The organism is Candidatus Pelagibacter sp. uisw_098, assembly GCF_059512505.1.
On record NZ_CM183454.1, the window covers coordinates 1,341,283 to 1,363,367 of the forward strand.

The window sequence follows — 22,085 nt, forward strand, 5'->3', positions numbered from 1 at the left end:
CTTCATATAAGTGTTAATTTTTAATCTACAAGTTCTGACAAACATTATAAATTGTCTGAATTTTCTTTATTTTCCTTACTTTTTTCTTCTTTATTTTCAGTTTTTTTTGAAACACTCACTAGAGAAGGTCTAAGTAATCTATCTTTCATCATGAAGCCTTTTTGAATTTCTTGAATAATTGTGCCAGGTTCTTTTTGATCATCATTAATCTCCATCATTGCTTGATGAAAATTTGGATCAAGTTTTTTACCAATTGAATCCAAAGGAGTAATCCCATTTTTTGATAAAATAGAAACCATATCTTTATTTATAATATCAAAATGTTCTAAAGTTTTTTTTAAAGCCTCTGAGTTTTTTAAGGCCTCATCATTTTCCAATATCTGTTTTGATCTTTCCAAATTATCTATTAAATTTAAGGTTTCTTTTGCAAAAGTAAAACCTCCATAATTAAAAGCATCCTCTCTTTCTTTTTCAAACCTTCTTCTCTGGTTTTCCATTTCAGCAAAAGCTCTAGCTAATTTGTCTTCTAGTTCTAAAATTTTTTCCTCGGGAGCAATCTCTTTTGGTAGTTCGTTGCTTTCCGAAGCATCAGATTGAGGATTATTATCTAATTCATCTGCTTTAATTTCTTCAGCATCATTATTTTGAGTCTCAGGATTAGTGTTTTGATCTTTTTCCATTGAGACTTATATGGTATGAAATTTGATAATTGCTAGATGTTAAAGAAAAAAATTACAAAAATATTAGTAGGCACAAATAATCCTGGAAAATTGAAGGAAATTAAAGATTTATTGCCTAAAAACCTGAAAATTTACTCTACATCGGATTTTAAAATTAAAAGTCCCCTTGAAAATGGAAAAACTTTTGAGGAAAATTCTTTAATTAAAGCTAGATATTTCTCTAAAAAATCTAAATTGATTTGTTTATCAGATGATTCAGGGCTGGAGGTTAATGCTTTAGATGGAAATCCTGGCATATACTCGGCCAGATGGGGTGGAAAAAAAGGTGATTTTACTAAAGCAATGAGGAGAGTTTTTAAAGAACTAGATAGAAAAAACAAAAATTGGAAAAACAAAAAAATTAAAGCTAGATTTATTTGTGCTCTAACTATTTATGGATCTGGCCAAAAAACTATAAGTTCAGTTGGAATAATCGAAGGACATATTTCACCTTATATGAAAGGAAAAAATGGATTTGGTTATGATCCAATTTTTATACCTAAAGGAAAAAAAATTACTTTTGGAGAAATGAAACCTTCGGAAAAATATAAGATAGATCATCGGTATAAAGCGTTTAAAAAAATTAAAAAATTTTTTTAAACGCACCATTTTCAACTTTATAAAAATTAAGAATATGGTTAATTTTATTATTTTTTATTTCAAAAATTCCAACTTTTCCTTTAAATAAATTTTTTTTTGTAAAAATCTTTTCATCAACAATAGAATTATTTTGAATTATTAAATAATAAACTAGTCCAACTAAATCAAAACTCAAGAAAGATAATTGATTTGGATATTGATTAAATTTTTCAAAATATTCTGCTGAAAAATCTTCATAATTACTTTTATTTATAGAAGGAAAATAAAGCGGCTGTGCACTAGCTTCTTCTAGTAGAGAGCTATCAAACCATTGATTAAGAGTTATAAAATATTTTTTTTTAGGTAATATATCAGTATATAATAAAGAGGTTGTAACACTTTTTAAACTTTCATTAAAATCTGCAATTATTATAGAGTCAAATTTTACACCACCAAGAGTGTCTCTTTTTTTTAATCTTTCAATTAATTTTTCTTTGCTCTTTTGATTTGATTTTTCTAACCTAAATATTTCATCTTCAAGGTTCTGCTTTCTTATATCGTAGCGTGTAATTTTCTCAATTTGTTGAGTAAGTTTAGTTGGATTAGTGTCATAAATATAATTTTCTAATATTTTAATTTTAGAATTTAATATAGCTTTTTCGATTTCATTTTTATAATTTACATCTGGAGTTAAAAAAATTGTTTTTTTTATTTCATTTAACTCTAGAAATTTCTTAATAGTTTTTAATTGTGAGGTAGCATTGATGCCAGCATTAATAATATTCTTTGAAAAATTATTATTTTTGTTTGTTAGTGATAAAAAAGTAACCCCAGTTAATTCATCAAGATAAGTTAAATTTTCATTAAAAACTGGGCCAATAATTATTTTTATATCTAATTTAGCTAATTCTTTTGCTGCTTTTAAGGTGCTTTTGGGATTAGATTTAGTGTCTTTAGGAATAATTTCAATTGATGGGTTATTTATTTTATTAATAGCTAGCCTTGTAGACTTAATTATAGATTGACCAATCTCAGAATTTTTACCTGTTAATGGAATAAGCAAGCCAATCTTAATTTTTTCATTAGCAATGGTTTTTCCCATCGATATTGAAAAAGTTAAAATTAAAAGTAATATAATTTTAATAATTTTCTTCATTTTAATGTTATTATTATATCGGTTATATTCTGATGATTCTACACACTGAAAATAAAAATAATAAAGTGAAAAGTGGCCTTTATATTGTTGCCACTCCAATTGGAAATCTAAGTGATATTACTTTAAGAGCCTTAGATGTCTTAAAAAAATCAGATTATATACTATGTGAAGATACCCGGACTTCAAAAAATTTATTAGACAGGTATGAAATTAAATCAAAGCTAATTTCAAATCATAAATTTAATGAAAAAAAAAATCTATCAAAAATAATAAATATTTTAAAATCAGATTGTGTTATGTCACTAATTTCTGATGCTGGAACTCCTTCAGTTTCTGACCCTGGAGCAATATTGATTAATGAGTGTGTTGCGAATAGCATTGAAGTTTTTCCAATATCTGGAGCATCAGCAGTTTCGACCGCTGTATCCATTAGTGGCTTTAATGAAAAATATTTTTTCTATGGATTTTTTCCTGAAAAAAATAACAAGTTAAAAGAAGACTTTGAAAAACTGACAAACTTAAATAGTTGTATTGTTTTTTTCATCTCTCCGCGAAAATTTAATAAATCTGTAAAAGATATTAAGCATTATTTTTCAGGTAGAAAAATTTTAATATGCAGAGAAATGACAAAATTTTACGAAGAATACATTAGATCAGATATCAATGACTTAGAGCCTTTTAAATCTGATCCAAAAGGAGAGTTAACAATTGTTATTTCTGAAAAGCTTAAGGAAAAAAACTCTTCGATAATTTTAAGAGAATCTGATAAAAAAAACATTCAAAAAATGATTAAAAAATTAAGCATTAAAGATATTACTGATTTAATCAGTCAAAATACCAATGTGCCAAAAAAAGAAATTTATAATTATTGTTTAAAACTAAAAAATGAAAAGTAGAATTTTTTTAATAAGTTTAATTTTTTTAATCTTCACAGGATGTGTTGGAATAAGCTCAAAAGGTATTTTTGGAACAGGTGTCAGCATTGCTTTTGACCCAAGATCTTTAGGTACTCAGATCGACGATTCCGTGATGCAAAAAAACTTGACAGCAAGATTGGCACTAAGAGATAAGAACTACCTGCTATCTTTAAGTACAAAAGTTTTAGATGGTAGGATTTTTTTAACAGGAAAAGTTAATGATCCAGAGGAAAAACTTCAAATCACTAAATTAGCATGGGAAACTAAAGGAGTTCGATCTGTTAAAAATGATATTAAATTAAAAGAAGATTTTAATTTTAAACAGTCAGCAAAAGATTTACTAATAACCTCTCAATTACGTACTGCCTTAATATTTAATAAAAAAATTAAAGCAACAAATTATCAAATAGATACGTATAAGAAAAAAATATTTATTTATGGAATTTCTCTAACAGAAGATGAAAGAAAAGAAGTAATAACTGAAGCGAAAGAGATACTTGATGTTGAGGATGTCATAGCCAGTATAGTTTTGGTTGAAGACTTAAGAATTCAAAAGAATTAATTCTTTTTATAATCAATCACGTCAGCAGAGTAGGCAGCAACAGAGGCTAAATTTATTATCTCTGATGAAGAAGATCTTAAAGGTGCTATTTCAATCGGCTGACCCAAACCAATTAAGAGGGGTCCAATCACCTTTGTATCACCTAAGCTTTTCATCATTTTATATGAAATAGCTGCACTGTGTTGTCCAGGCATTATTAAAATATTTGCATTTCCAACAATACTTGAAAAGGGATAAAGTTCTTTATATTCCACATTGAGAGCAACATCTGGTTGCATATCTCCATCAAAATCAAAATCTACATTTTTATTTTTTAAAATTTCAACTGCTTTTTTTATATGTTTAGTTCTACTTGTAAGAGGTTGGCCAAAAGTTGAATGAGAAACAAAAGCAACTTTTGGAACAAAGCCAAATAGTTTAACCACTCTTGCGGCTGATATGGCAATTTCTGCAAGCTCTTCTGAACTTGGGTATTCGTTAACACTAGTATCACCTACAAAAATAGTTTTTCCTTTTGCAACAACCATATTTAAGCCAAACATGATCTCCCCTGGTCTTGCATCTATTACTTGTGTAACTTTATCTAAAGATGCACCAAATCTTCTGGTATTCCCAGTAACGGCACCATCTGCATCACCGCAAGCAACCATGCAAGACGCCCATACAACCCTATCATTTCTAACTAGTCTATCGCAGTCTCTTTCTAAAAGTCCTTGCTCTCTTTGCATCTTTTTAAACAGAAAATTAACGTACTTTTCTCTTTTTTCAGAGTCTTGAGAATTTATTATTTCGATATCAAAATCTTCATTATAACCAATTTCTTTTATTCTTTCTCTAATCTTTTCTTTTTTACCAACTAAAATTGGAATACCTAGCCTAGAGTTTTTAAATGCAATTGCAGCTTTAAGAGTATTTTCATCTTCTCCATCTGCAAAGACAATTTTCTTTTGATTTTTTTTAATATGAGAATTAATACCTTGCATTATGGTAACTGAAGGATCTAGTCTTTGTTTAAGCTGATCTTTATAAACTTCAAAATCTTTTATACTTTTTTTTGCAACACCACTATCCATTGCAGCTTTTGCAACGGCGGCAGGAATTACACTAATTAATCTTGGATCAAAAGTGGATGGAATTATATAATCTTTGCCATATTTAGGACGATCACCACCCATTGCAGCAGCAACTTCATCAGGAACATCTTCTCTCGCTAATTTTGCTATTGCATTAGCAGCAGCTACTTTCATTTCTTCATTAATTGTAGTGGCTCTTACATCTAAAGCTCCTCTGAAGATGTACGGAAAACCAATTAAGTTGTTTACTTGATTGGGGTAATCAGATCTTCCAGTTGCTATAATAGCGTCATCTCTAACTTCCATTATTTCTTCAGGAGTTATTTCTGGATCTGGATTAGCGCAAGCAAAAATTATAGGGTTTTTTGCCATAGTTTTTACCAGTTCTTTTTTTAAAGCTCCTTTTGCAGACAAACCTAAAAATACATCAGCTCCCTTGATGGCTTCTTCTAAAGTTCTATTTTTTGTTTCAATTGCATGAGCAGATTTCCATTGATCCATACCTTCTGCTCTTCCCCTATAAATTACTCCTTTACGGTCGAGCATGGTTACATTTCCATTGGGTACACCACTATTCTTAAACAAGTTTGTACAGGCTATTGCAGAAGCACCAGCCCCATTAACAACAACCTTAATATCTTTTATTGATTTTCCACTTATATCTAAAGCATTAAGTAATGCAGCAGTGGTTATTATTGCTGTACCATGTTGATCATCGTGAAAAACTGGGATGTCTAAAATTTCTTTTAATTTTTCCTCAATAATAAAACAATCAGGAGCGGCTATATCTTCTAAGTTAATCCCTCCAAAGCTACATGCAAAATTTTTAACACTATTAATAATTTCGTCTGCATCCTGTGAATCAATTTCTAAATCTATAGAATCTATATCTGCAAACCTTTTGAATAAAACTGCCTTCCCTTCCATGACAGGTTTTGAAGCTAATGCACCTAAGTTGCCCATACCTAAAATGGCAGAGCCATTACTTATTACTGCAACTAGATTTCCTTTGGAGGTGTAATCGTAGGCTGTTTCTGGATTATTATAAATAGCCTGAACAGGAACAGCTACACCTGGAGAATAAGCTAATGCTAAATCTCTTTTAGTTGTCATTGGTTTTGAAGAATTTATCTCAATTTTACCAGGTTTATTCTGGGTGTGGAACTCCAAAGCTTCTTTATCAGTATAATGATCTATTTTAGTTTTTTTCATTTATGTTAATTAGGTATACAAATGGAGCTAATTTATGGCTAATATGATTTATGAACCTCATTAAGTCAACAGGCACATTTAGTTTTTTTACAATAATAAGTAGATTGTTAGGCTATGTAAGAGACATATTGATAGCTGTGTTTCTTGGTACAGGTCCTTTGGCGGATGCTTTCTTTGTTGCTTTTAGAATCCCAAGCACATTTAGAAGGTTATTTTCAGAAGGAACATTTAATGCTGCATTTGTACCTAGCTATTCATCACTTTTAGATAATAAAAAAAAGTCACAAAAATTTGCAAGTAATATTTTTAATTTACTTATTATGGGGCTATTTTTTTTAGTTCTTATCATTGAGGTAATGATGCCATTATTTGTCTTTTTGATAGCACCAGGATTTGAGGGAGATTCACAAAAAATGGAATTGGCTATAACTCTGACAAGAATTACTTTTCCTTTTTTATTATTTATAAGCTTAGCATCTTTTTTTTCTGCAATTTTAAACACACACAATAAATTTGCTATAGCATCCGCGATACCTATTATCTTAAACATTCTTTTAATTGGAGTGCTATTATTTGGAACAGTTTTAAATGATGAATTGGTGTATTACCTATGTTATGCAGTGACAGCCTCAGGTGTTTTGCAGTTTATTTTTTTATATTTTTTTGTAAAAAAATATTTTTCTCCTAAAATAAATTTGTCATTTAAAATTGATAATAAAGTTAAAATATTTTTTAGAAAATTGCTTCCTAGCATTTTTTCTTCTGGTGTTACTCAAATAAATATTTTGATAGGAACTATCATAGCATCGTTTCAAGCCAGTGCAGTTTCCTACCTTTATTATGCAGATAGAGTTTATCAAATAAACCTGGCTATTGCTGGGATTGCAATTGGTACCGTTATTTTACCCCAATTGTCTAAATATGTTAAAAATAAAGGGGAAGAAAAAATAAATTTGATTCAAAACAAGGCTTTAGAGCTAAGCTTGTTTTTAAGTATTCCAGCAGCAACGGCATTACTTATTGCATCAGAAGAAATTATTTCTTCTTTATTCGGATATGGTTCATATGACGAATTAAGTGTTAAAAACTCGGCAAAAGCTTTATTTTATTTTGCAATCGGATTACCAGCATTTTCTCTTATTAAAGTTTTTTCAGCTTTTTTTTTCGCACGTCATGACACAAAAATACCTTTTTATATTTCCTTAATATCTGTTTTGTTGAATATTTTTATTAGTGTTATCTTTTTTAAGGAAATTGGGTTCTTAATTATACCAATAGCAACCACAATATCATCCTGGTTTAATGCCGTTTTACTATTTATTTTTTTAAAAACAAAAAATCTATTCAGTTTTAATTTAGTTTTTATAGATAGGTTTTTTAAAATTTTAGTATCCTCAGTTTTAATGGGGGTATTTTTTAATTATGTGATTTATTTTTTTAACGACAAGCTCATCTATCAAGCAAGCTTCAAAGCTATTTATCTAGTTGGAGCAGTTATATTGGGATTAATATTTTATCTTTTGATTGCAATTTTAATCAAGGCTTTTAAAAGAAGTGATATTAATTTAAACTATTAATATGAGTAAAAAAATTTTTTCAGGAGTTCAACCAACAGGAAATCTTCATTTAGGAAATTATCTTGGTGCAATTAAGAATTTTGTAGAGCTACAACACAACAAAGAAAATCAATGTATTTTTTGTGTTGTAGATCTTCATGCTATAACAGTGAAACAAGACCCTAAAGAATTAAAAAAAAATATAAGAGAAACTGCAGCTACATTTATTGCATGTGGGATTGATCCAAATAATAGTATAATTTTCAATCAATCAATGGTTTCAGCCCATTCAGAGGCAGCGTGGATTTTAAGTTGTGTTTCAAGAATAGGCTGGCTTAATAGGATGACACAATTTAAAGAAAAAGCCGGAAAAGATAAAGAAAAAGCCAGTATTGGTCTTTATTCCTACCCAGTTTTAATGGCCGCAGATATTTTACTCTATGACGCAACCCATGTTCCAGTTGGAGATGATCAAAAGCAACATTTAGAACTCTGTAGAGATATTGCACAAAAATTTAATAACGATTTTAATGCAGTAGATTTTTTAAAAGTGCCGGAGCCCTTGATACAAAAACAATTTTCTAGAATAATGAGTCTTAAAGATGGACTTAAAAAAATGAGCAAATCAGACCCTTCAGACTTAAGTAGAATTAATCTTATGGATAATAAAGAAGAAGTTTTGAATAAAATAAAAAAAGCGAAAACAGACCCACTAACATTACCCGAAGATGTCAAAGACTTAGCTAAAAGACCAGAAGCAGAAAATTTACTGGGAATTTATTCAAGTTTAAAAAAACAGAATTTAGAAAGTTCTATAAGTGAATTTAATGGAAAAAATTTTTCTGAATTTAAAGAAAAATTATCAGAAGTTTTAATAGAAAAAATTGAGCCAATTTCAAAAGAAATTAAAAAGCTATTAGAAGATGAAAAATACTTAGATACAATTTTATTAGAAGGATCTGATAAAGCAGACAAAATTGCTTCAAAAAAAATCAAAGAAATTAAAGAATTGGTAGGTTTTTAACTAAATATATTAATTAGTTTAAATTTCAAAATTTACCCTTATATATAAACCATGTTTGTTCAAACTGAAGTAACGCCAAACCCAAATTCACTTAAGTTTTTACCGGGAAAAAATGTATCTAACTGTGGCTCTTTTGAAATAACAAAAAAAGAAGACACAGACAGTGAACTAGTAAGAAATCTTTTATCTATCAATGGAGTAACAGGAGTGTTTTTAGGTGCAGATTTTTTATCTATTAATAAAAAAGAAGATATAATTTGGGATGATATTAAACACATAGTTATTTCTCTGATTAATGACTTTTATGCAACAGGAAAAGAATTTGTTATTACAAATGAATTATTTGAAGAAAAAGAAAAATTTTTCAATGAAATTGAAAAAAAAATTATAAGTATTCTAGAGACAAAAATTAGACCAGCGGTTGCTAAAGATGGTGGTGATATAAAATTTAAAGAATTTAAAGATGGAATTGTTAAAGTAGAATTACAGGGAAGTTGCTCTGGATGCCCAAGTTCAACTATGACACTTAAACAGGGAGTTCAAAATCTTTTGTGCCATTATTTACCTGAGGTAAAAGAGGTTGTCGCAATATAATTATGAAAAGAAATAATTTTTCATTTTTTGAAATAAAAAAATATTTAAACAAAAAAGACTTTATAATAAGCAAAAAAAAAAATAATCAGAAAGAAAGTAATATTGGAAACATATCCAGAACCTTTTTGGCTAGTTTGTTGATAATGTCTTTTTTTTCTATTAGTCCAATAGTTGTTGATTTTGTAAAAAATAGGACAATTGCTTCTAAAGATTTTGAGAACAATTCAAAAAGTAGTTTAAAAAAATTATTAGAAAAAAAAGATATTGAATCAGACAAAGTCATAAATCAAAATTTTTTGTTTGAAGATATATTAATATTTGATGAGAAACCCACTGACTTAGTAAGATTAAGTGCAGCAACAATTGAAGAGTTATTTAAATCAACTAATTATAGCTTGGAAGATGTAAGAAAAAATAAATTAGTTAAACCAATTTCACTAACACTACTGCCAAATGAAATTAAAAAAATAGAAAATACAAAAAAAAGAAAAGACTTTTTTATTCAAATTATTTTACCATTAGTAATTAAAGAAAATAATAATATTAGATTGGATAGAAAAAAACTTTTTGATATTTTAAATAAAAGCAAGAATACTAAAGCTGAAAAAGTTTGGCTAAATTCAAAATTCAAACAATATGGAGTAGTAAATAAAGATTTATCAACATTAAAAATTAGAATGGATGAAATTCCAGCCTCTATGGCTATTGCACAAGCAGCAAAAGAAACGGGTTGGGGCACATCAAGGTTTGCACAAGAAGGTAATGCACTTTTTGGGCAATGGACCTGGTCCGGTGAGGGAATAAAACCCTCAGAAGCCGATGATGACAGCACACATAAAGTAATGAAATTTAAAGTATTGCAAGCTTCAGTCAGAGCGTATCAAAGAAACTTGAATACTCACTCTTCTTATAAAAATTTTAGAGGTGCCAGAGCTGAATTGAGAGAAGAGAAAAAAAAGCTAGACAGTATAATTCTTTCTGAACACTTAGATAAATATGCAGAAACTGGGAAAGAATATGTCAGAGTTTTACAGCAAATAATAAAACAAAATAATTTAACAGATTTTGATGATGCAAAGTTATTACCTTCAAGTATCAATCTGGAGAGTCTAATTTAACTTTGTCTAACAGAGAACTGGATTCCAAACCATCTCCATACTCCATCATCATTAAGTGAACAATTAATTCTTCCTCTTCTAAAATTAAATTTCTCTCTAAAATTTAAATTTAATACATTTTGATTAAAATTAATATTAGATTTCTGCCATTTATTTCCTTCATCAGAAAAACAATTAATATTATTTATATTTTTTTGTTCATCAAAAAATTCTACTAGAAATTTTGGAGGATTGTTATTATTTGTTAAATATTTATCTACTGGATATAAAAATTTATATTGTAACGGATTAAGGTTGATTAAAAATTCAAATCTTTTTAGATCACCATACTTTTCGTTAATTGGAAACCTTGGTAGTTCATGGCGATCTTTATTAATATCAATTACACCAGAGTGTTGACCAAAAGAAAACTTAAAATTTTTAGAAATATATTTTTTTATAAGTGCACTATATTCACCAAATGGGTAAGAAAAAAAAATAGGATTATATCCCAGCTTCTCTTTAAAAATTAAAGATGAGGTATCAATATCTTCTATAAAGTTTTCATTATTTAGATCTACCAAATATTTATGTGAATGAGAATGATTGCCTATATATACATTGGTTTCTTTCTCTAATTCTTCTATTTGATCCCAAGTCATATATCCATTTTTCCCAACAGCTTCGGTTGAAACAAAAAGAATAAATGGAATTTCTTCTTTTTTTAAATAAGGCCATGCAATCTCATAAAATGAAGAGAACGCATCATCTATGGTGATAAGTATTTTCTTTTCCATTTTTGTAATATGAAAATTTTTTTCTAGGTTCTTAGGGTTATAAAAATTATATTTTAAATTTTTGATTATTTTTATTTGTTTCTTGAAAATATCCATTTGTATATTGGTTGAGGGGTATTTATTCTCGTCAAACCTATGATACATTAATGAAAGAATACCCTTATCATCAGAATAATATTGGATATTCTTTTCTTCTGCTTTAGAGTTAGAGTTAAATAACAATATTATAATGAATAACTTAATAGTAGATGCCGCTAAAGATAAAATTTTTTTAACATTCATTGTTAGTAAAAATATTTATACTTGTAGTCATGAAAATAGTAAAATTAATTTTGAAAAATTGATGATTTTAATTAATGAATTTTTAGAAAATAACAAAAGTACTTTAAGTGATATAGATGCTATTTATGTTAATAGAGGCCCAGGAAGTTTTGCAGGGATTAGAAATTCACTATCAACGATTAAAGCTTTATTTTTAACAAAAAAAATTGACTACTATTGCTTTAGTTTTGAGGATTTTAGGGAATCTGAGACTGTTAAATATGTAGATGTGCCGCAACTATGTAAACAATATAAAATCAAAAAGAATTTGATTAATCCTATTTATTTAAGTTAAAATTAACTATGTCAGAAAATATTGAACAAAAATGTTTAGCAAAAGGAGTTAAGCTCACGGAGCAAAGAAAAATTATTGCTAAAATTATGTCAGAGTCCAATGATCATCCGGATGTAGACGAGCTTTATAATAGGGTTTCAAAAATTGACTTAAAAATTAGCATTGCAACGGTCTATAGAACGGTAAAATTATTTGAAGAATTTGGAATTTTAGCAAAGCATGAATTTAAAGGAGGAAAGGCAAGATACGAAGAATTAAATGAAGGTCATCACGACCATTTAATAGATGTTAAGTCGGGAGAGATCATAGAGTTTGTTGATGAGGAAATAGAAAAGTTACAAGAAAAAATTGCAGATAAGCATGGTTATCGTTTAGTGGATCATAAATTAGAATTATATGGAGTTAAAAAAAAACCTTAACTAAATGTTAAAAAAAATTTTTATTAAAACCTTTGGCTGTCAAATGAATGAATACGATTCTAATCGTATATTTGATACAGTAAAAAAAATAGGTTTTGAGAAAACAGATAATTATGAGGATGCAAATTGTTATCTTTTAAATACATGTCATATAAGAGATAAGGCAAAAGAAAAAGTTTATCATGAAATTGGAAGAGTAAAAAAAATTTTTAGATCTAAAAAGAAGCCTATTGTGATTGTAGCCGGATGTGTTGCGCAAGCAGAAAATCAGGAGATGCTAAAGAGGGAGCCATATATTGATATAGTTATGGGACCGCAGTCATACCATAAAATTAACGACACTATAAAAAAGCATATTAACAATAAGAAAAAAGAAGAAGAAACAGAGTTTGATACAATTTCAAAATTTAATTATTTAAATAAAATTAAAAATAGAAATAGCAAGGTATCTTCTTTTTTAACAATCCAAGAAGGATGTGATAAATTTTGTCATTTTTGTGTTGTTCCATATACGCGAGGACCAGAATACTCTCGACCATTTGATCAGATCATAAAAGAGGCTAAAGAGATAGTCCAAGGTGGTGCTAAAGAAATTATTCTTTTGGGGCAAAATGTTAACGCATATAGTTATAAAGATGAAAATAAAGAATTTAGATTATCTGATTTATTATTAGAAATAGAAAGCTTTAAAGAGTTGGAGAGAATTAGATATACCACATCTCACCCTAAAGATATGACTGACGACTTAATAAATTTTTATAAAAAATCAACTAAATTAATGCCTTTAGTCCATCTACCAGTGCAGAGTGGATCAAACAAAATTTTAAAACTTATGAATAGAAAGCATACTATTGAAGAATATTTAATAATTTATGAAAAATTAAAAAAAATTAATTCTAATATAGAGTTTTCGAGTGATTTTATTATTGGATATCCAGAAGAAAGTGATGATGATTTTAAACATACAATTGAGTTAATTGAAAAAATAAAATTTACCAACTCTTATTCTTTTATTTTTAGTCCAAGACCAGGCACTGTTGCTGCTGATCTTGAGCTAGTTAATAAAAAAAAATCAAAAGAAAGATTAGAAATAATTCAAAAAAAATTATTTGAAAATCAAATAAACAAAAACAAATCCTTAGAGGGCAAGATTCTTAATGTTTTAGTAGAAAATAAAATGAAAGACGGAGTTAAATTATTTGGGAGAACAGAATATATGACATCTGTAATTTTTGATGGCAACGCTAATTGTATAGGAAGAGTTGTTCAGATAGAAATAACCAGTAGCAATCAAAATAGTTTGTTTGGTAAGTTAAAAGAAAATTATAAACAGAAAGTGGCCTAAAAGTTGAACAACACAGCTTCAAAAAAAATTAATTCTACTTTAAAATTTGTCTATTCTGACAATAATTCTTTGAGTGTTATATTCCAAGACAATGATTTGTTAATGGGTGTGGTTGGAGAATTTAATGAAAATCTAAAAGAACTAGAAAAAATTACTAATACAAATCTATATTCGAGAGGTAATTCAATTTTGATAAAATCAACACCAGAACAAAATGAAATCACAAAAAATGCTATTCAATTTTTAGCCAACCAGTTTATAAATAATGGTAGTATAGAAAAAAAAGATATAATCTCTTCAATAGACAAGTTTATGATCGAAGAAAAAATAAAAAATAAAAATGTTTCAGATATAATTAAAACTCCTAAAAAATCAGTTATTCCAAGATCAGAAAAACAAAAAGATTATGTCCGAGCTTTAAGACAAAGTGATATTGTTATATCGACTGGTCCTGCGGGAACGGGTAAAACATTTTTAGCAGTTGCGGTTGGCCTAACTTTGCTACTTGATAAGAAGATAGAAAGAATCATCTTATCAAGGCCGGCAGTAGAAGCGGGTGAAAGATTAGGTTTTTTACCAGGGGATATGAAAGAAAAAGTAGACCCTTATTTAAGACCATTATATGATTCCCTTTATGATCTTTTTGACTTTGAAAAAATTCAAAGGATGATTGAAATTGGTGATATTGAAATAGCACCTTTGGCATTTATGAGGGGTAGGACTTTAAAAAACTCTTTTGCGATTTTAGATGAGGCACAAAATGCAACGGATACGCAGATTAAAATGTTCTTAACACGTATTGGGGAAAATTCTAAAATTGTTATAAATGGGGATCCATCTCAAATTGACTTACCTCACAAGAACATGTCTGGATTAAATAGGTCTAAAAAGTTACTAGGTCACCTAAATGAAATTTCAGTAGTAGATTTTGATCATTCCGATGTAGTTAGACATCCACTAGTCTCAAAGATTGTAAAAGCTTATTCAGATCAAGAAAATGATTAGCATTGATGTGGTTTCTGAGAGTAGTCTTTGGAGTAAAAGAATTAAAAAACCTGATATTTTTTTTAATTCTTTGGTGAAAATTTTTCCCAAAAAATACAGGTTTATTAAAAAAAAAGTAAGCTTAACAATTTTACTCTCAAACAATAAAAATATTAAAAGATTGAATAAAAAATTTAGAAATAAAAATAAATCAACAGATGTTTTATCTTTTCCTTCTGAAAAAAAACTTAATATAAAAAAATCACCCTATATTGGAGACATTGTTGTTAGTTACGAGTTTATCAATAAACCAAAAACCTTAAGTACCCTAGAGTTTAGGAGAAAAGTAACCAAGATTTTTATTCACGGTTTTCTACATTTATTAGGTTATGACCATATTAAATTAAAAGATTTTAAAAAAATGTTAATTGAAGAAGAAAAAATTTATAACACTATAGAAATAAAGATTGTCAAACTTGCTTAAAAAAAAAGTAATAAATTTATTTTACATCATATTATTAGGAGCAATAACCTCTTATAGCTTACCACCATACAATTATTTTATAATTAATTTTATCACTTTTTCTTTATTCTTTATTATTATTTTTAATAAAAAAAAAAGAATATCTAATAATAAATCTTTTTTTCAATATGGGTGGTGTTTTGGATTTGGGTATTTTGTATCCAATCTATATTGGATAGCCATTTCATTAACCTTTGATCAGAGTTTTAAGTTTTTTATCCCAGTTGCTATAATTTTATTACCAGCCTTTTTGGCTATATTTTATGGTTTAGTGACATACTTGTTTGCAGTCCTTTATTCAAAAAATGTGGTTAGTTCTTTTTTTATTTTTTCAATTTTATTTGGTACAATTGAATTTATTAGAGGCTCTATACTCACAGGCTTTCCTTGGAATTTAATCTCATTTAGTTTCTCAAACAGCACTTATTTTATTCAAATTCTTTCTATTATTGGAACTTACTCCTTTAATTTAATTTGCATTTCTTTATTTACTGCCCCTGCCTTATTTTTCTTAAAAAAATCTAGAAATGAAATTGTGGTTTGTTTTTTCTTTATTTTTATATCTGCTGGTTTTTTAATATTTGGCAACATAAAAAGTAATAATTTTAATTCTTTAGAGAGTGTAAAAAACTCTTACAAAATTAAAGCAATATCACCAAACATTAGTCTAGATAGATTTTATTCAAAGCAAGATGAGTTAAAAATAATTAATGAACTTATAGAACTAAGTGCCCCAACAAAAATAGGAGCTACAATTTATTTATGGCCAGAAGGAATCATTCCTGACAGCTACTTAAGAGACATGAGTGTTTATAAAAAATTATTCTTAAGTAGTTTTGGAGAGGACGATTTAATTATTATGGGCCTAAATAGTATCGAGAAAAAAAATGATAAAAATTTATTTTTTAACTCAATGGCTATATTCAATAATAAACTAGATCTCATCATAAATTATAATAAAGTTAAATTGGTACCATTTGGAGAGTTTACCCCCTTTGAGAATATTCTTAACTTAATAGGTTTTAAAACAGTAACAAATAATTATCAATCCTTCTCTAGTGGAGAAACTAGGATTCCACTTAATATAAAAAATAGTAAAATTGATTTAAATTTACTTCCTTTAATTTGTTACGAAATAATTTATTCAGGTAAATTATCTGAAGATAATAATTTTGATTATATAATTAATATTTCAGAAGATGGTTGGTTTGGAAATTCTATAGGCCCTAAACAGCACTTTTCACACAATATATTTAGATCTATCGAAAGTGGTAAATATATAATTAGGTCTGCAAATAATGGGATTTCTGCCATTATTAATCCCATAGGAATTGTAGAACAAGAAGTAGAATTTGGATTAAGAGGATATGTGGAATTATCGGAGAGTAAACAAGTTAAATCTACACTTTTTATGCAGTATGGAAATAAAATATTTTTGTTATTAATTTTAATATATATTTTTTTAATTTTTTCATTTAATAAGCTTAAGCATGAGTAATTTAAAAAATTTTTTATTCACTAGTGAGTCAGTTTCAGAGGGACATCCCGACAAAGTATCAGATAGAATTTCAGATATGGTAGTAGATAGCTATCTTGCTAGAGATCCTTTTTCTAGAGTTGCATGTGAAACATTAACCACAACAAACAAGGTTGTTCTTGCTGGAGAAGTAAGAGGTCCAGAGATCAAAGAAGAAGATCTTATTCAAAAAGTTAGAGATTGCATCAAAGATATTGGTTATGATCAAGAAGGTTTTACATGGAGAGAAGCGACAAAGATAGAAAGTCATCTTCATTCACAATCCGTAGATATAGCTATGGGTGTAGACTCTTTGGGCAAAAAAGATGAAGGAGCTGGAGATCAAGGAATAATGTTTGGGTATGCATGTAACGAAACAGAGGATTTAATGCCGGCGCCTATTCATTATTCGCATAAAATTTTAAGACTTATGGCAGAAGATAGAAAGTCTGGAATATTAAAAAATATAGAACCAGATTCAAAAAGCCAAGTTACTTTTGAATATATTGATGGAAAACCATCCAAAGTTAAATCAGTTGTTATATCTTCTCAACACTCAGCAGATATAAATCAAGCAAAAGTAAGAGAATTATTAACACCATATATGTTAAAATCAATTCCAGAAAAATTTTTAAAGGATTTTGATGAAAAAGAATTTTATGTAAATCCAACTGGAAACTTTGTGATAGGTGGGCCAGATGGTGACTGTGGTTTAACAGGTAGAAAAATTATTGTTGATACTTATGGTGGAGCAGCGCCTCATGGTGGTGGAGCTTTTTCTGGCAAGGATCCAACTAAGGTAGATAGATCAGCGGCTTATGCAGCAAGATATATTGCAAAAAATATTGTAGCCTCTAATATTTCTGAAAAATGCTTAATTCAATTAGCTTATGCAATTGGAGTCTCTAAACCTTTATCAATTTATGTAGATTTATTTGATAATGACTTGGAAAAAAATAAATTTGTTTCTGATAAAATTTCAAAAAATTTTGATTTAAGCCCAAGAGGGATAAGAGAAATGTTAGGACTAAATAAACCAATTTATGAAAAAACAGCAGCTTATGGACACTTTGGGAGAATGCCTGAGGAAGATGGGTCATTTTCTTGGGAAAAGACTGATAAAAAGGGTGTTTTTTCTAAATAGTTCTTATTGAATTAAAATTTTTTCTTTATATATTGCCCTTACATTATTGAAATTGCAGAATGGGCTTCAGCCCATTTTTTTTTGGAGCTAATAAAAAATATGTTAAATAGAAGGTCTGATAAACTCGAATTACTAAGAATAGCTGAGGCAGTAGCTTTAGAAAAATCTATAGATAAAGAATTAATTATTGATTCCATGGAAACAGGAATTGCAAAAGCTGCTAAATCTAAATTTGGACAGGATAATGAAATTAAAGTTTTAATAAATAGAGAAAATGGCGAAATTGGAATTTTTAGAAAATTAATAGTTGTAGAAAAACCAGAAAATATAAATACAGAAATTAACCTTCAAGATGCAGTAATCTTAAATGAAGAAAACAAAGATAAAAAAGTTGGTGATGAAATTTTACAACCATTACCTTCTTTCGATTTTGGTCGAATAGCAGCACAAACTGCCAAACAAGTTATTAGTTTTAATGTAAGAGAGGCAGAACGTGAAAGACAATATAATGATTTTATAGATAAAAAAGATTCAATTCTAAGCGGTATTGTTAAGCGTTTAGAATTTGGAAATGTAATAGTCGATTTAGGAAGAGCCGAAGCAATTATTCAAAAAAATGAAATGATCCCTAGAGAAAATATTAAAGCTGGTGATAGAATTAAAGCTTATTGTTACGATGTAAAGAGAGAACCTAGGGGGCAACAAATATTTTTATCAAGAGCTCATCCAAAATTTATGGAAAAATTATTTGTTCAAGAAGTTCCAGAAATTTATGATGGTTTAATTGAAATTAAATCATCAGCAAGAGACCCAGGAAGTAGAGCAAAAATCTGTGTTAAAGCAGTTGATACCTCATTAGATCCAGTAGGAGCTTGTGTTGGTATGAGAGGATCAAGAGTTCAAGCAGTAGTTAACGAACTGCAAGGAGAAAAAATTGATATTGTTAATTGGTCTGAAGATCCAGCAATAGTAGTTTCAAATGCATTATCACCAGCAGAAGTTCAAAGAGTAAATGTTGATAGTGTTGCAAAAAAATTAGACGTAATTTTAACTGAAGAAAATTTAAGTAAAGCGATTGGTCGTAGGGGTCAAAATGTTAGATTGGCCACAAAGTTATTAAATTATGAAATTAACATAATGACTGATGCAGAGGATTCTGAAAGAAGACAGTTAGAGTTTAAAGAAAAAACTGAAAATTTTGTTAAAAATTTAGAATTAGATGAAACCTTAGGGCAATTGCTTGTTGCGGAAGGTTTTTCTTCAATTTCGGACATTAAAGATAGTACACCGGAAAATTTAATGAAAATTGAAGGTATAGAAGAAGATACTGCTAAAGCGTTGATAGAGAGAGCAAAAGATTTTTACTTAAAAGATCAGGAAGATATTACAAAAAGAATTAAAGATTTGGGACTGCAAGATGACCTTATAAATCATAAAGGCTTAACACCAGGCATGTTAGTTACTCTTGGAGAACAAAAAATTTTAAAATTAGAAGATTTTGCAGATCTTGCATCTGACGAATTAACGGGTGGTTACGATATTGTTAAAGGTGAAAGAATTAAAATTCAAGGTTATCTTGAAGATTTTGCTTTATCAAAAACTGAAGCAGATGAGTTAATTATGTCTGCAAGAAGTATAATTTATAAAGATTGAGTAATGAAATATGGACAACAAAAAAACAAAATTAACACTTTCTGGCATAGCCAAGAAATCAATAGAAAATATAGAGTTAGCAAAGACACAAAGTAAAAACTCAGTTGTAATTGAAAAAAAACCAAGCAAGTTTGCACCGAGAGGTAACTTTGGCAGACCCACTAGTGTAAGATCAAAACCAGCAGTAAGTCCTGAGGGAAGTTTTACCCCAAGAACTACTTCAGCACCTAAACCATCTTCACCAATTACGAACGACTATGAAAAACGTAAATTAGCGGAACAAAGAGCAACTAGAAGGTTAAAAGGTGATGCAGGAGATAAAGGAAAGCCTGATACAAAAAAAAGAGAATTAAAACTGACTGTTTCAAGAGCCTTAAGCGATGAGATTGAAGCAAGATCAAGAAGTATGGCTTCACTTAAAAGAGCAAAATTAAAAGAGAATAGAGAACTTACTAAAGAAGAGATTCAAGAAAGCTTAAAACCAATAAAAAGAGACGTAAATATTCCTGAGGCAATTACTGTTAGAGAGCTATCTAATAGAATGGCCGAACAATCTAACAATGTTATAAAACATTTATTTGGAATGGGAGTAACGGTTACTATCAACCAAACACTAGCAGCAGATACTGCGGAGTATTTAGTAAAAGAATTTGGTCACAACCCTATAAGAGAAACAAAAGCTGAAGAAATTATTCAAAAAATTAAAGAATCTAGATCTGAAAATTTAAAAAATAGACCCCCAATAGTAACTGTAATGGGTCATGTCGATCATGGCAAAACTTCAGTGCTAGATGTTTTAAGAAGCGCAAATGTGGTGCTTGGAGAATTTGGTGGAATAACTCAACATATTGGAGCTTATCAAATAGAACATGAATCAAATAAAATAACTTTTATAGACACACCAGGTCACGCAGCCTTCACAGAAATGAGAGCCCGAGGATCAAAACTAACAGACGTTGTGGTATTAGTTGTTGCAGCAGATGATGGTGTAAAGCCTCAAACAATTGAATCTATAAAACACGCAAAAGCTGCAAATGTTCCAATAGTTGTTGCAATAAATAAGTGTGATTTACCAGAGGCAGATCCACAAAAAATTAAAAATCAGCTTTTAGAATATGAACTTATTGCAGAAGATTTATCAGGAGATACTTTGATGGTTGAAATTTCTGCGAAAACAAAAAAAAATTTAGATAAATTGGTAGAGGCAGTTGTATTACAAGCTGAAATTTTAGATCTTAAAACTGATTATGAATCTAAAGCAACAGGAATTGTTTTAGAATCAAAAATTGATGTAGGTAGAGGAGCTGTAGCAACTGTTGTGGTGACCTCAGGAACAATTAAAAAAAGTGATTTTTTTGTTAGTGGATTAAAATGGGGAAAAGTAAGAGCCTTAATTAATGATAAAGGAAAAAACATTAATGAAGCACCCCCATCAACACCTGTTGAGATTTTAGGAATTAATGGAGCAGCTAAATCTGGAGATGATTTTATTGTGTTAGATTCTGAAAAAGAAGCCAAGACATTAAGTGAAAATAGAGCAGATGAAACTAAAACAGGAGGAAGCCCCTTAACATTCGCAACTCAAGATTCTGCTTTTGCAGATAAATCTGCTTCAGAATTGAATATTATTGTAAAATCAGATGTGCATGGATCGGCTGAAGCAATTAAAAGTGCAATTAATCAAATTACACATGATGAAGTTAAAACTAAAATTATATTATCAGATATTGGAATGGTAACAGAAACTGATGTAACTTTAGCAAAAGCATCTAATGCTACTCTAATTGCATTTAACGTTAAACCAAGCAAAGAAGCAAAAAAATTAGCAGAAAAGGAAAAAATTAAAATTTCTTCTTATAATATTATTTATGAAGTTTTGGATTATATTAAATTGAGAATGTCGGGACTTCTAGCTCCAGATATTCAAGAAACAATTAATGGCACAGCTCAAATTCTAGAAATATTCAAAGTTTCAGGAACAGGAAAAGTTGCGGGCTCTAAAGTAACTGAAGGAGAAATAGTTAGCGGTGCGAATGCCAGGTTAATTAGAGATGGAGCAATCATCTATACTGGTAAGATTAGTACAATTTTCAGAGAAAAAGATCAGGCTAAACAGGTTAGTAATGGTCAAGAATGTGGAATAACACTTAAAGACTTTGTTGATTTTCAAAAAAACGATACAATAGAGGTTTATAGTACGACTTCCACTGAGAGAACAGTATAATGGTTGATAAAACAGGAAAACCCGTATCACAAAGACAATTACGTGTTGGAGAGATGATTAAGCAATCTTTAGGTATGATTTTTGCTAGAAATGAAGCTAAAGTGCCGAATTTAGAAACTAACACAGTTACAGTTACAGAAGTAAAAATGAGTCAAGACCTTAAAATTGCAAAAGCGTATGTATTACCTCTAGGAGGAAAAGATACAGAAAAAGTTATTAAAAAATTAAGAGAGTACTCTTTTTTAATTAGAAAAGTTTTATCTAAAAAAGTATTTATGAAATACATACCAAAGATACTTTTTGCTAAAGATGACTCTTTTGAATACGCAGAAAAAATAGAAAACTTAATAAAACAAACAAACAAATAGGAAAGTA

The 22,085-nt window shown here is 28.8% G+C and carries 21 protein-coding genes; 17 read left to right on the forward strand and 4 right to left on the reverse strand.

Annotated elements, in window-relative coordinates; all coding sequences use genetic code 11:
* Positions 1 to 44: 44 nt before the first annotated feature.
* Positions 45 to 680, reverse strand: a complete 636-nt coding sequence (locus tag AC5YF9_RS07280; protein WP_415304005.1) for a nucleotide exchange factor GrpE — start codon at positions 678 to 680, stop codon at positions 45 to 47.
* A 36-nt stretch (positions 681 to 716) separates the two neighbouring features.
* Here AC5YF9_RS07280 and rdgB point away from each other — a divergent pair, with 36 nt between their 5' ends.
* Positions 717 to 1,319: an RdgB/HAM1 family non-canonical purine NTP pyrophosphatase gene (rdgB, locus tag AC5YF9_RS07285; protein WP_415304006.1), complete on the forward strand. Its 603-nt coding sequence runs from the start codon at positions 717 to 719 to the stop codon at positions 1,317 to 1,319.
* Here rdgB and AC5YF9_RS07290 read toward each other — a convergent pair.
* Positions 1,303 to 2,454, reverse strand: a complete 1,152-nt coding sequence (locus AC5YF9_RS07290; protein ID WP_415304007.1) for an ABC transporter substrate-binding protein — start codon at positions 2,452 to 2,454, stop codon at positions 1,303 to 1,305. The two genes, rdgB and AC5YF9_RS07290, sit on opposite strands and share 17 nt — an antisense overlap.
* A 32-nt stretch (positions 2,455 to 2,486) precedes the next feature.
* Here AC5YF9_RS07290 and rsmI point away from each other — a divergent pair, with 32 nt between their 5' ends.
* Entirely contained in the window at positions 2,487 to 3,350 is an 864-nt protein-coding gene (rsmI, locus tag AC5YF9_RS07295; protein ID WP_415304008.1) for a 16S rRNA (cytidine(1402)-2'-O)-methyltransferase, read from the forward strand.
* The gene (locus AC5YF9_RS07300; RefSeq protein WP_415304009.1) at positions 3,340 to 3,933 is read left to right on the forward strand and encodes a BON domain-containing protein; all 594 of its coding nucleotides are present in this window, start codon (positions 3,340 to 3,342) and stop codon (positions 3,931 to 3,933) included. Before rsmI ends, AC5YF9_RS07300 begins: the two co-directional genes overlap by 11 nt.
* Here AC5YF9_RS07300 and AC5YF9_RS07305 read toward each other — a convergent pair.
* Complete coding sequence (locus tag AC5YF9_RS07305; RefSeq protein ID WP_496169894.1) at positions 3,930 to 6,218, reverse strand: NADP-dependent malic enzyme; 2,289 nt, start codon at positions 6,216 to 6,218, stop codon at positions 3,930 to 3,932. The genes AC5YF9_RS07300 and AC5YF9_RS07305 overlap by 4 nt on opposite strands.
* A gap of 50 nt (positions 6,219 to 6,268) precedes the next feature.
* On the opposite strand from AC5YF9_RS07305, the gene murJ reads away from it, so the two are divergent.
* The 4 genes from murJ to AC5YF9_RS07325 are packed head-to-tail and all read left to right on the forward strand — an operon-like array spanning position 6,269 to position 10,510.
* Positions 6,269 to 7,795, forward strand: a complete 1,527-nt coding sequence (murJ, locus tag AC5YF9_RS07310; protein WP_415304010.1) for a murein biosynthesis integral membrane protein MurJ — start codon at positions 6,269 to 6,271, stop codon at positions 7,793 to 7,795.
* Between the two features lies 1 nt (position 7,796).
* The gene (gene trpS / locus AC5YF9_RS07315; protein WP_415304011.1) at positions 7,797 to 8,798 is read left to right on the forward strand and encodes a tryptophan--tRNA ligase; all 1,002 of its coding nucleotides are present in this window, start codon (positions 7,797 to 7,799) and stop codon (positions 8,796 to 8,798) included.
* A 51-nt stretch (positions 8,799 to 8,849) separates the two neighbouring features.
* Entirely contained in the window at positions 8,850 to 9,392 is a 543-nt protein-coding gene (locus AC5YF9_RS07320; RefSeq protein ID WP_415304012.1) for a NifU family protein, read from the forward strand.
* Between the two features lie 2 nt (positions 9,393 to 9,394).
* Complete coding sequence (locus AC5YF9_RS07325; protein ID WP_415304013.1) at positions 9,395 to 10,510, forward strand: glucosaminidase domain-containing protein; 1,116 nt, start codon at positions 9,395 to 9,397, stop codon at positions 10,508 to 10,510.
* Here AC5YF9_RS07325 and AC5YF9_RS07330 read toward each other — a convergent pair.
* Positions 10,507 to 11,508, reverse strand: a complete 1,002-nt coding sequence (locus tag AC5YF9_RS07330; RefSeq protein WP_415304014.1) for a polysaccharide deacetylase family protein — start codon at positions 11,506 to 11,508, stop codon at positions 10,507 to 10,509. The two genes, AC5YF9_RS07325 and AC5YF9_RS07330, sit on opposite strands and share 4 nt — an antisense overlap.
* Positions 11,509 to 11,515: 7 nt before the next feature.
* On the opposite strand from AC5YF9_RS07330, the gene AC5YF9_RS07335 reads away from it, so the two are divergent.
* The 10 genes from AC5YF9_RS07335 (at position 11,516) to rbfA (ending at position 22,078) form a co-directional block, all read left to right on the forward strand.
* Positions 11,516 to 11,902 carry a peptidase M22 gene (locus AC5YF9_RS07335; RefSeq protein ID WP_415304015.1) on the forward strand — a complete coding sequence of 129 codons (387 nt, stop codon included), beginning with the start codon at positions 11,516 to 11,518 and terminating at the stop codon, positions 11,900 to 11,902.
* Positions 11,903 to 11,910: 8 nt separating this feature from the next.
* Positions 11,911 to 12,321: a Fur family transcriptional regulator gene (locus AC5YF9_RS07340; RefSeq protein WP_415304016.1), complete on the forward strand. Its 411-nt coding sequence runs from the start codon at positions 11,911 to 11,913 to the stop codon at positions 12,319 to 12,321.
* A 4-nt stretch (positions 12,322 to 12,325) separates the two neighbouring features.
* A complete protein-coding gene (gene miaB, locus AC5YF9_RS07345) occupies positions 12,326 to 13,666 on the forward strand; it encodes a tRNA (N6-isopentenyl adenosine(37)-C2)-methylthiotransferase MiaB (protein WP_415304017.1) in 1,341 nt (446 codons plus the stop codon).
* A 3-nt stretch (positions 13,667 to 13,669) separates the two neighbouring features.
* Positions 13,670 to 14,671, forward strand: coding sequence for a PhoH family protein (locus AC5YF9_RS07350; protein WP_415304018.1), 1,002 nt, complete (start codon positions 13,670 to 13,672; stop codon positions 14,669 to 14,671).
* Positions 14,664 to 15,134 (forward strand): rRNA maturation RNase YbeY, encoded by a 471-nt coding sequence (gene ybeY / locus AC5YF9_RS07355; protein ID WP_415304019.1) that lies wholly within the window; start codon positions 14,664 to 14,666, stop codon positions 15,132 to 15,134. The genes AC5YF9_RS07350 and ybeY overlap by 8 nt, the downstream gene beginning before the upstream one ends.
* Positions 15,127 to 16,671, forward strand: coding sequence for an apolipoprotein N-acyltransferase (gene lnt, locus AC5YF9_RS07360; protein WP_496169895.1), 1,545 nt, complete (start codon positions 15,127 to 15,129; stop codon positions 16,669 to 16,671). The genes ybeY and lnt overlap by 8 nt, the downstream gene beginning before the upstream one ends.
* Positions 16,664 to 17,833 (forward strand): methionine adenosyltransferase, encoded by a 1,170-nt coding sequence (gene metK / locus AC5YF9_RS07365; RefSeq protein WP_415304021.1) that lies wholly within the window; start codon positions 16,664 to 16,666, stop codon positions 17,831 to 17,833. Before lnt ends, metK begins: the two co-directional genes overlap by 8 nt.
* 99 nt (positions 17,834 to 17,932) lie before the next feature.
* Positions 17,933 to 19,486, forward strand: a complete 1,554-nt coding sequence (nusA, locus tag AC5YF9_RS07370) for a transcription termination factor NusA (protein WP_415304022.1) — start codon at positions 17,933 to 17,935, stop codon at positions 19,484 to 19,486.
* 10 nt (positions 19,487 to 19,496) lie between these two features.
* Complete coding sequence (infB, locus tag AC5YF9_RS07375; RefSeq protein WP_415304023.1) at positions 19,497 to 21,710, forward strand: translation initiation factor IF-2; 2,214 nt, start codon at positions 19,497 to 19,499, stop codon at positions 21,708 to 21,710.
* Entirely contained in the window at positions 21,710 to 22,078 is a 369-nt protein-coding gene (gene rbfA, locus AC5YF9_RS07380; RefSeq protein WP_415304024.1) for a 30S ribosome-binding factor RbfA, read from the forward strand. Before infB ends, rbfA begins: the two co-directional genes overlap by 1 nt.
* Positions 22,079 to 22,085 lie beyond the last annotated feature (7 nt).

What these genes read in the sequence shown, in the direction of transcription:
- AC5YF9_RS07280 (WP_415304005.1), bottom strand. Translation starts at nt 680, where the DNA reads ATGGAAAAAGATCAAAACACTAATCCTGAGACTCAAAATAATGATGCT.
- rdgB (WP_415304006.1), top strand. Translation starts at nt 717, where the DNA reads ATGTTAAAGAAAAAAATTACAAAAATATTAGTAGGCACAAATAATCCT.
- AC5YF9_RS07290 (WP_415304007.1), bottom strand. Translation starts at nt 2,454, where the DNA reads ATGAAGAAAATTATTAAAATTATATTACTTTTAATTTTAACTTTTTCA.
- rsmI (WP_415304008.1), top strand. Translation starts at nt 2,487, where the DNA reads ATGATTCTACACACTGAAAATAAAAATAATAAAGTGAAAAGTGGCCTT.
- AC5YF9_RS07300 (WP_415304009.1), top strand. Translation starts at nt 3,340, where the DNA reads ATGAAAAGTAGAATTTTTTTAATAAGTTTAATTTTTTTAATCTTCACA.
- AC5YF9_RS07305 (WP_496169894.1), bottom strand. Translation starts at nt 6,218, where the DNA reads ATGAAAAAAACTAAAATAGATCATTATACTGATAAAGAAGCTTTGGAG.
- murJ (WP_415304010.1), top strand. Translation starts at nt 6,269, where the DNA reads ATGAACCTCATTAAGTCAACAGGCACATTTAGTTTTTTTACAATAATA.
- trpS (WP_415304011.1), top strand. Translation starts at nt 7,797, where the DNA reads ATGAGTAAAAAAATTTTTTCAGGAGTTCAACCAACAGGAAATCTTCAT.
- AC5YF9_RS07320 (WP_415304012.1), top strand. Translation starts at nt 8,850, where the DNA reads ATGTTTGTTCAAACTGAAGTAACGCCAAACCCAAATTCACTTAAGTTT.
- AC5YF9_RS07325 (WP_415304013.1), top strand. Translation starts at nt 9,395, where the DNA reads ATGAAAAGAAATAATTTTTCATTTTTTGAAATAAAAAAATATTTAAAC.
- AC5YF9_RS07335 (WP_415304015.1), top strand. Translation starts at nt 11,516, where the DNA reads ATGAATAACTTAATAGTAGATGCCGCTAAAGATAAAATTTTTTTAACA.
- AC5YF9_RS07340 (WP_415304016.1), top strand. Translation starts at nt 11,911, where the DNA reads ATGTCAGAAAATATTGAACAAAAATGTTTAGCAAAAGGAGTTAAGCTC.
- miaB (WP_415304017.1), top strand. Translation starts at nt 12,326, where the DNA reads ATGTTAAAAAAAATTTTTATTAAAACCTTTGGCTGTCAAATGAATGAA.
- ybeY (WP_415304019.1), top strand. Translation starts at nt 14,664, where the DNA reads ATGATTAGCATTGATGTGGTTTCTGAGAGTAGTCTTTGGAGTAAAAGA.
- metK (WP_415304021.1), top strand. Translation starts at nt 16,664, where the DNA reads ATGAGTAATTTAAAAAATTTTTTATTCACTAGTGAGTCAGTTTCAGAG.
- nusA (WP_415304022.1), top strand. Translation starts at nt 17,933, where the DNA reads ATGTTAAATAGAAGGTCTGATAAACTCGAATTACTAAGAATAGCTGAG.
- infB (WP_415304023.1), top strand. Translation starts at nt 19,497, where the DNA reads ATGGACAACAAAAAAACAAAATTAACACTTTCTGGCATAGCCAAGAAA.
- rbfA (WP_415304024.1), top strand. Translation starts at nt 21,710, where the DNA reads ATGGTTGATAAAACAGGAAAACCCGTATCACAAAGACAATTACGTGTT.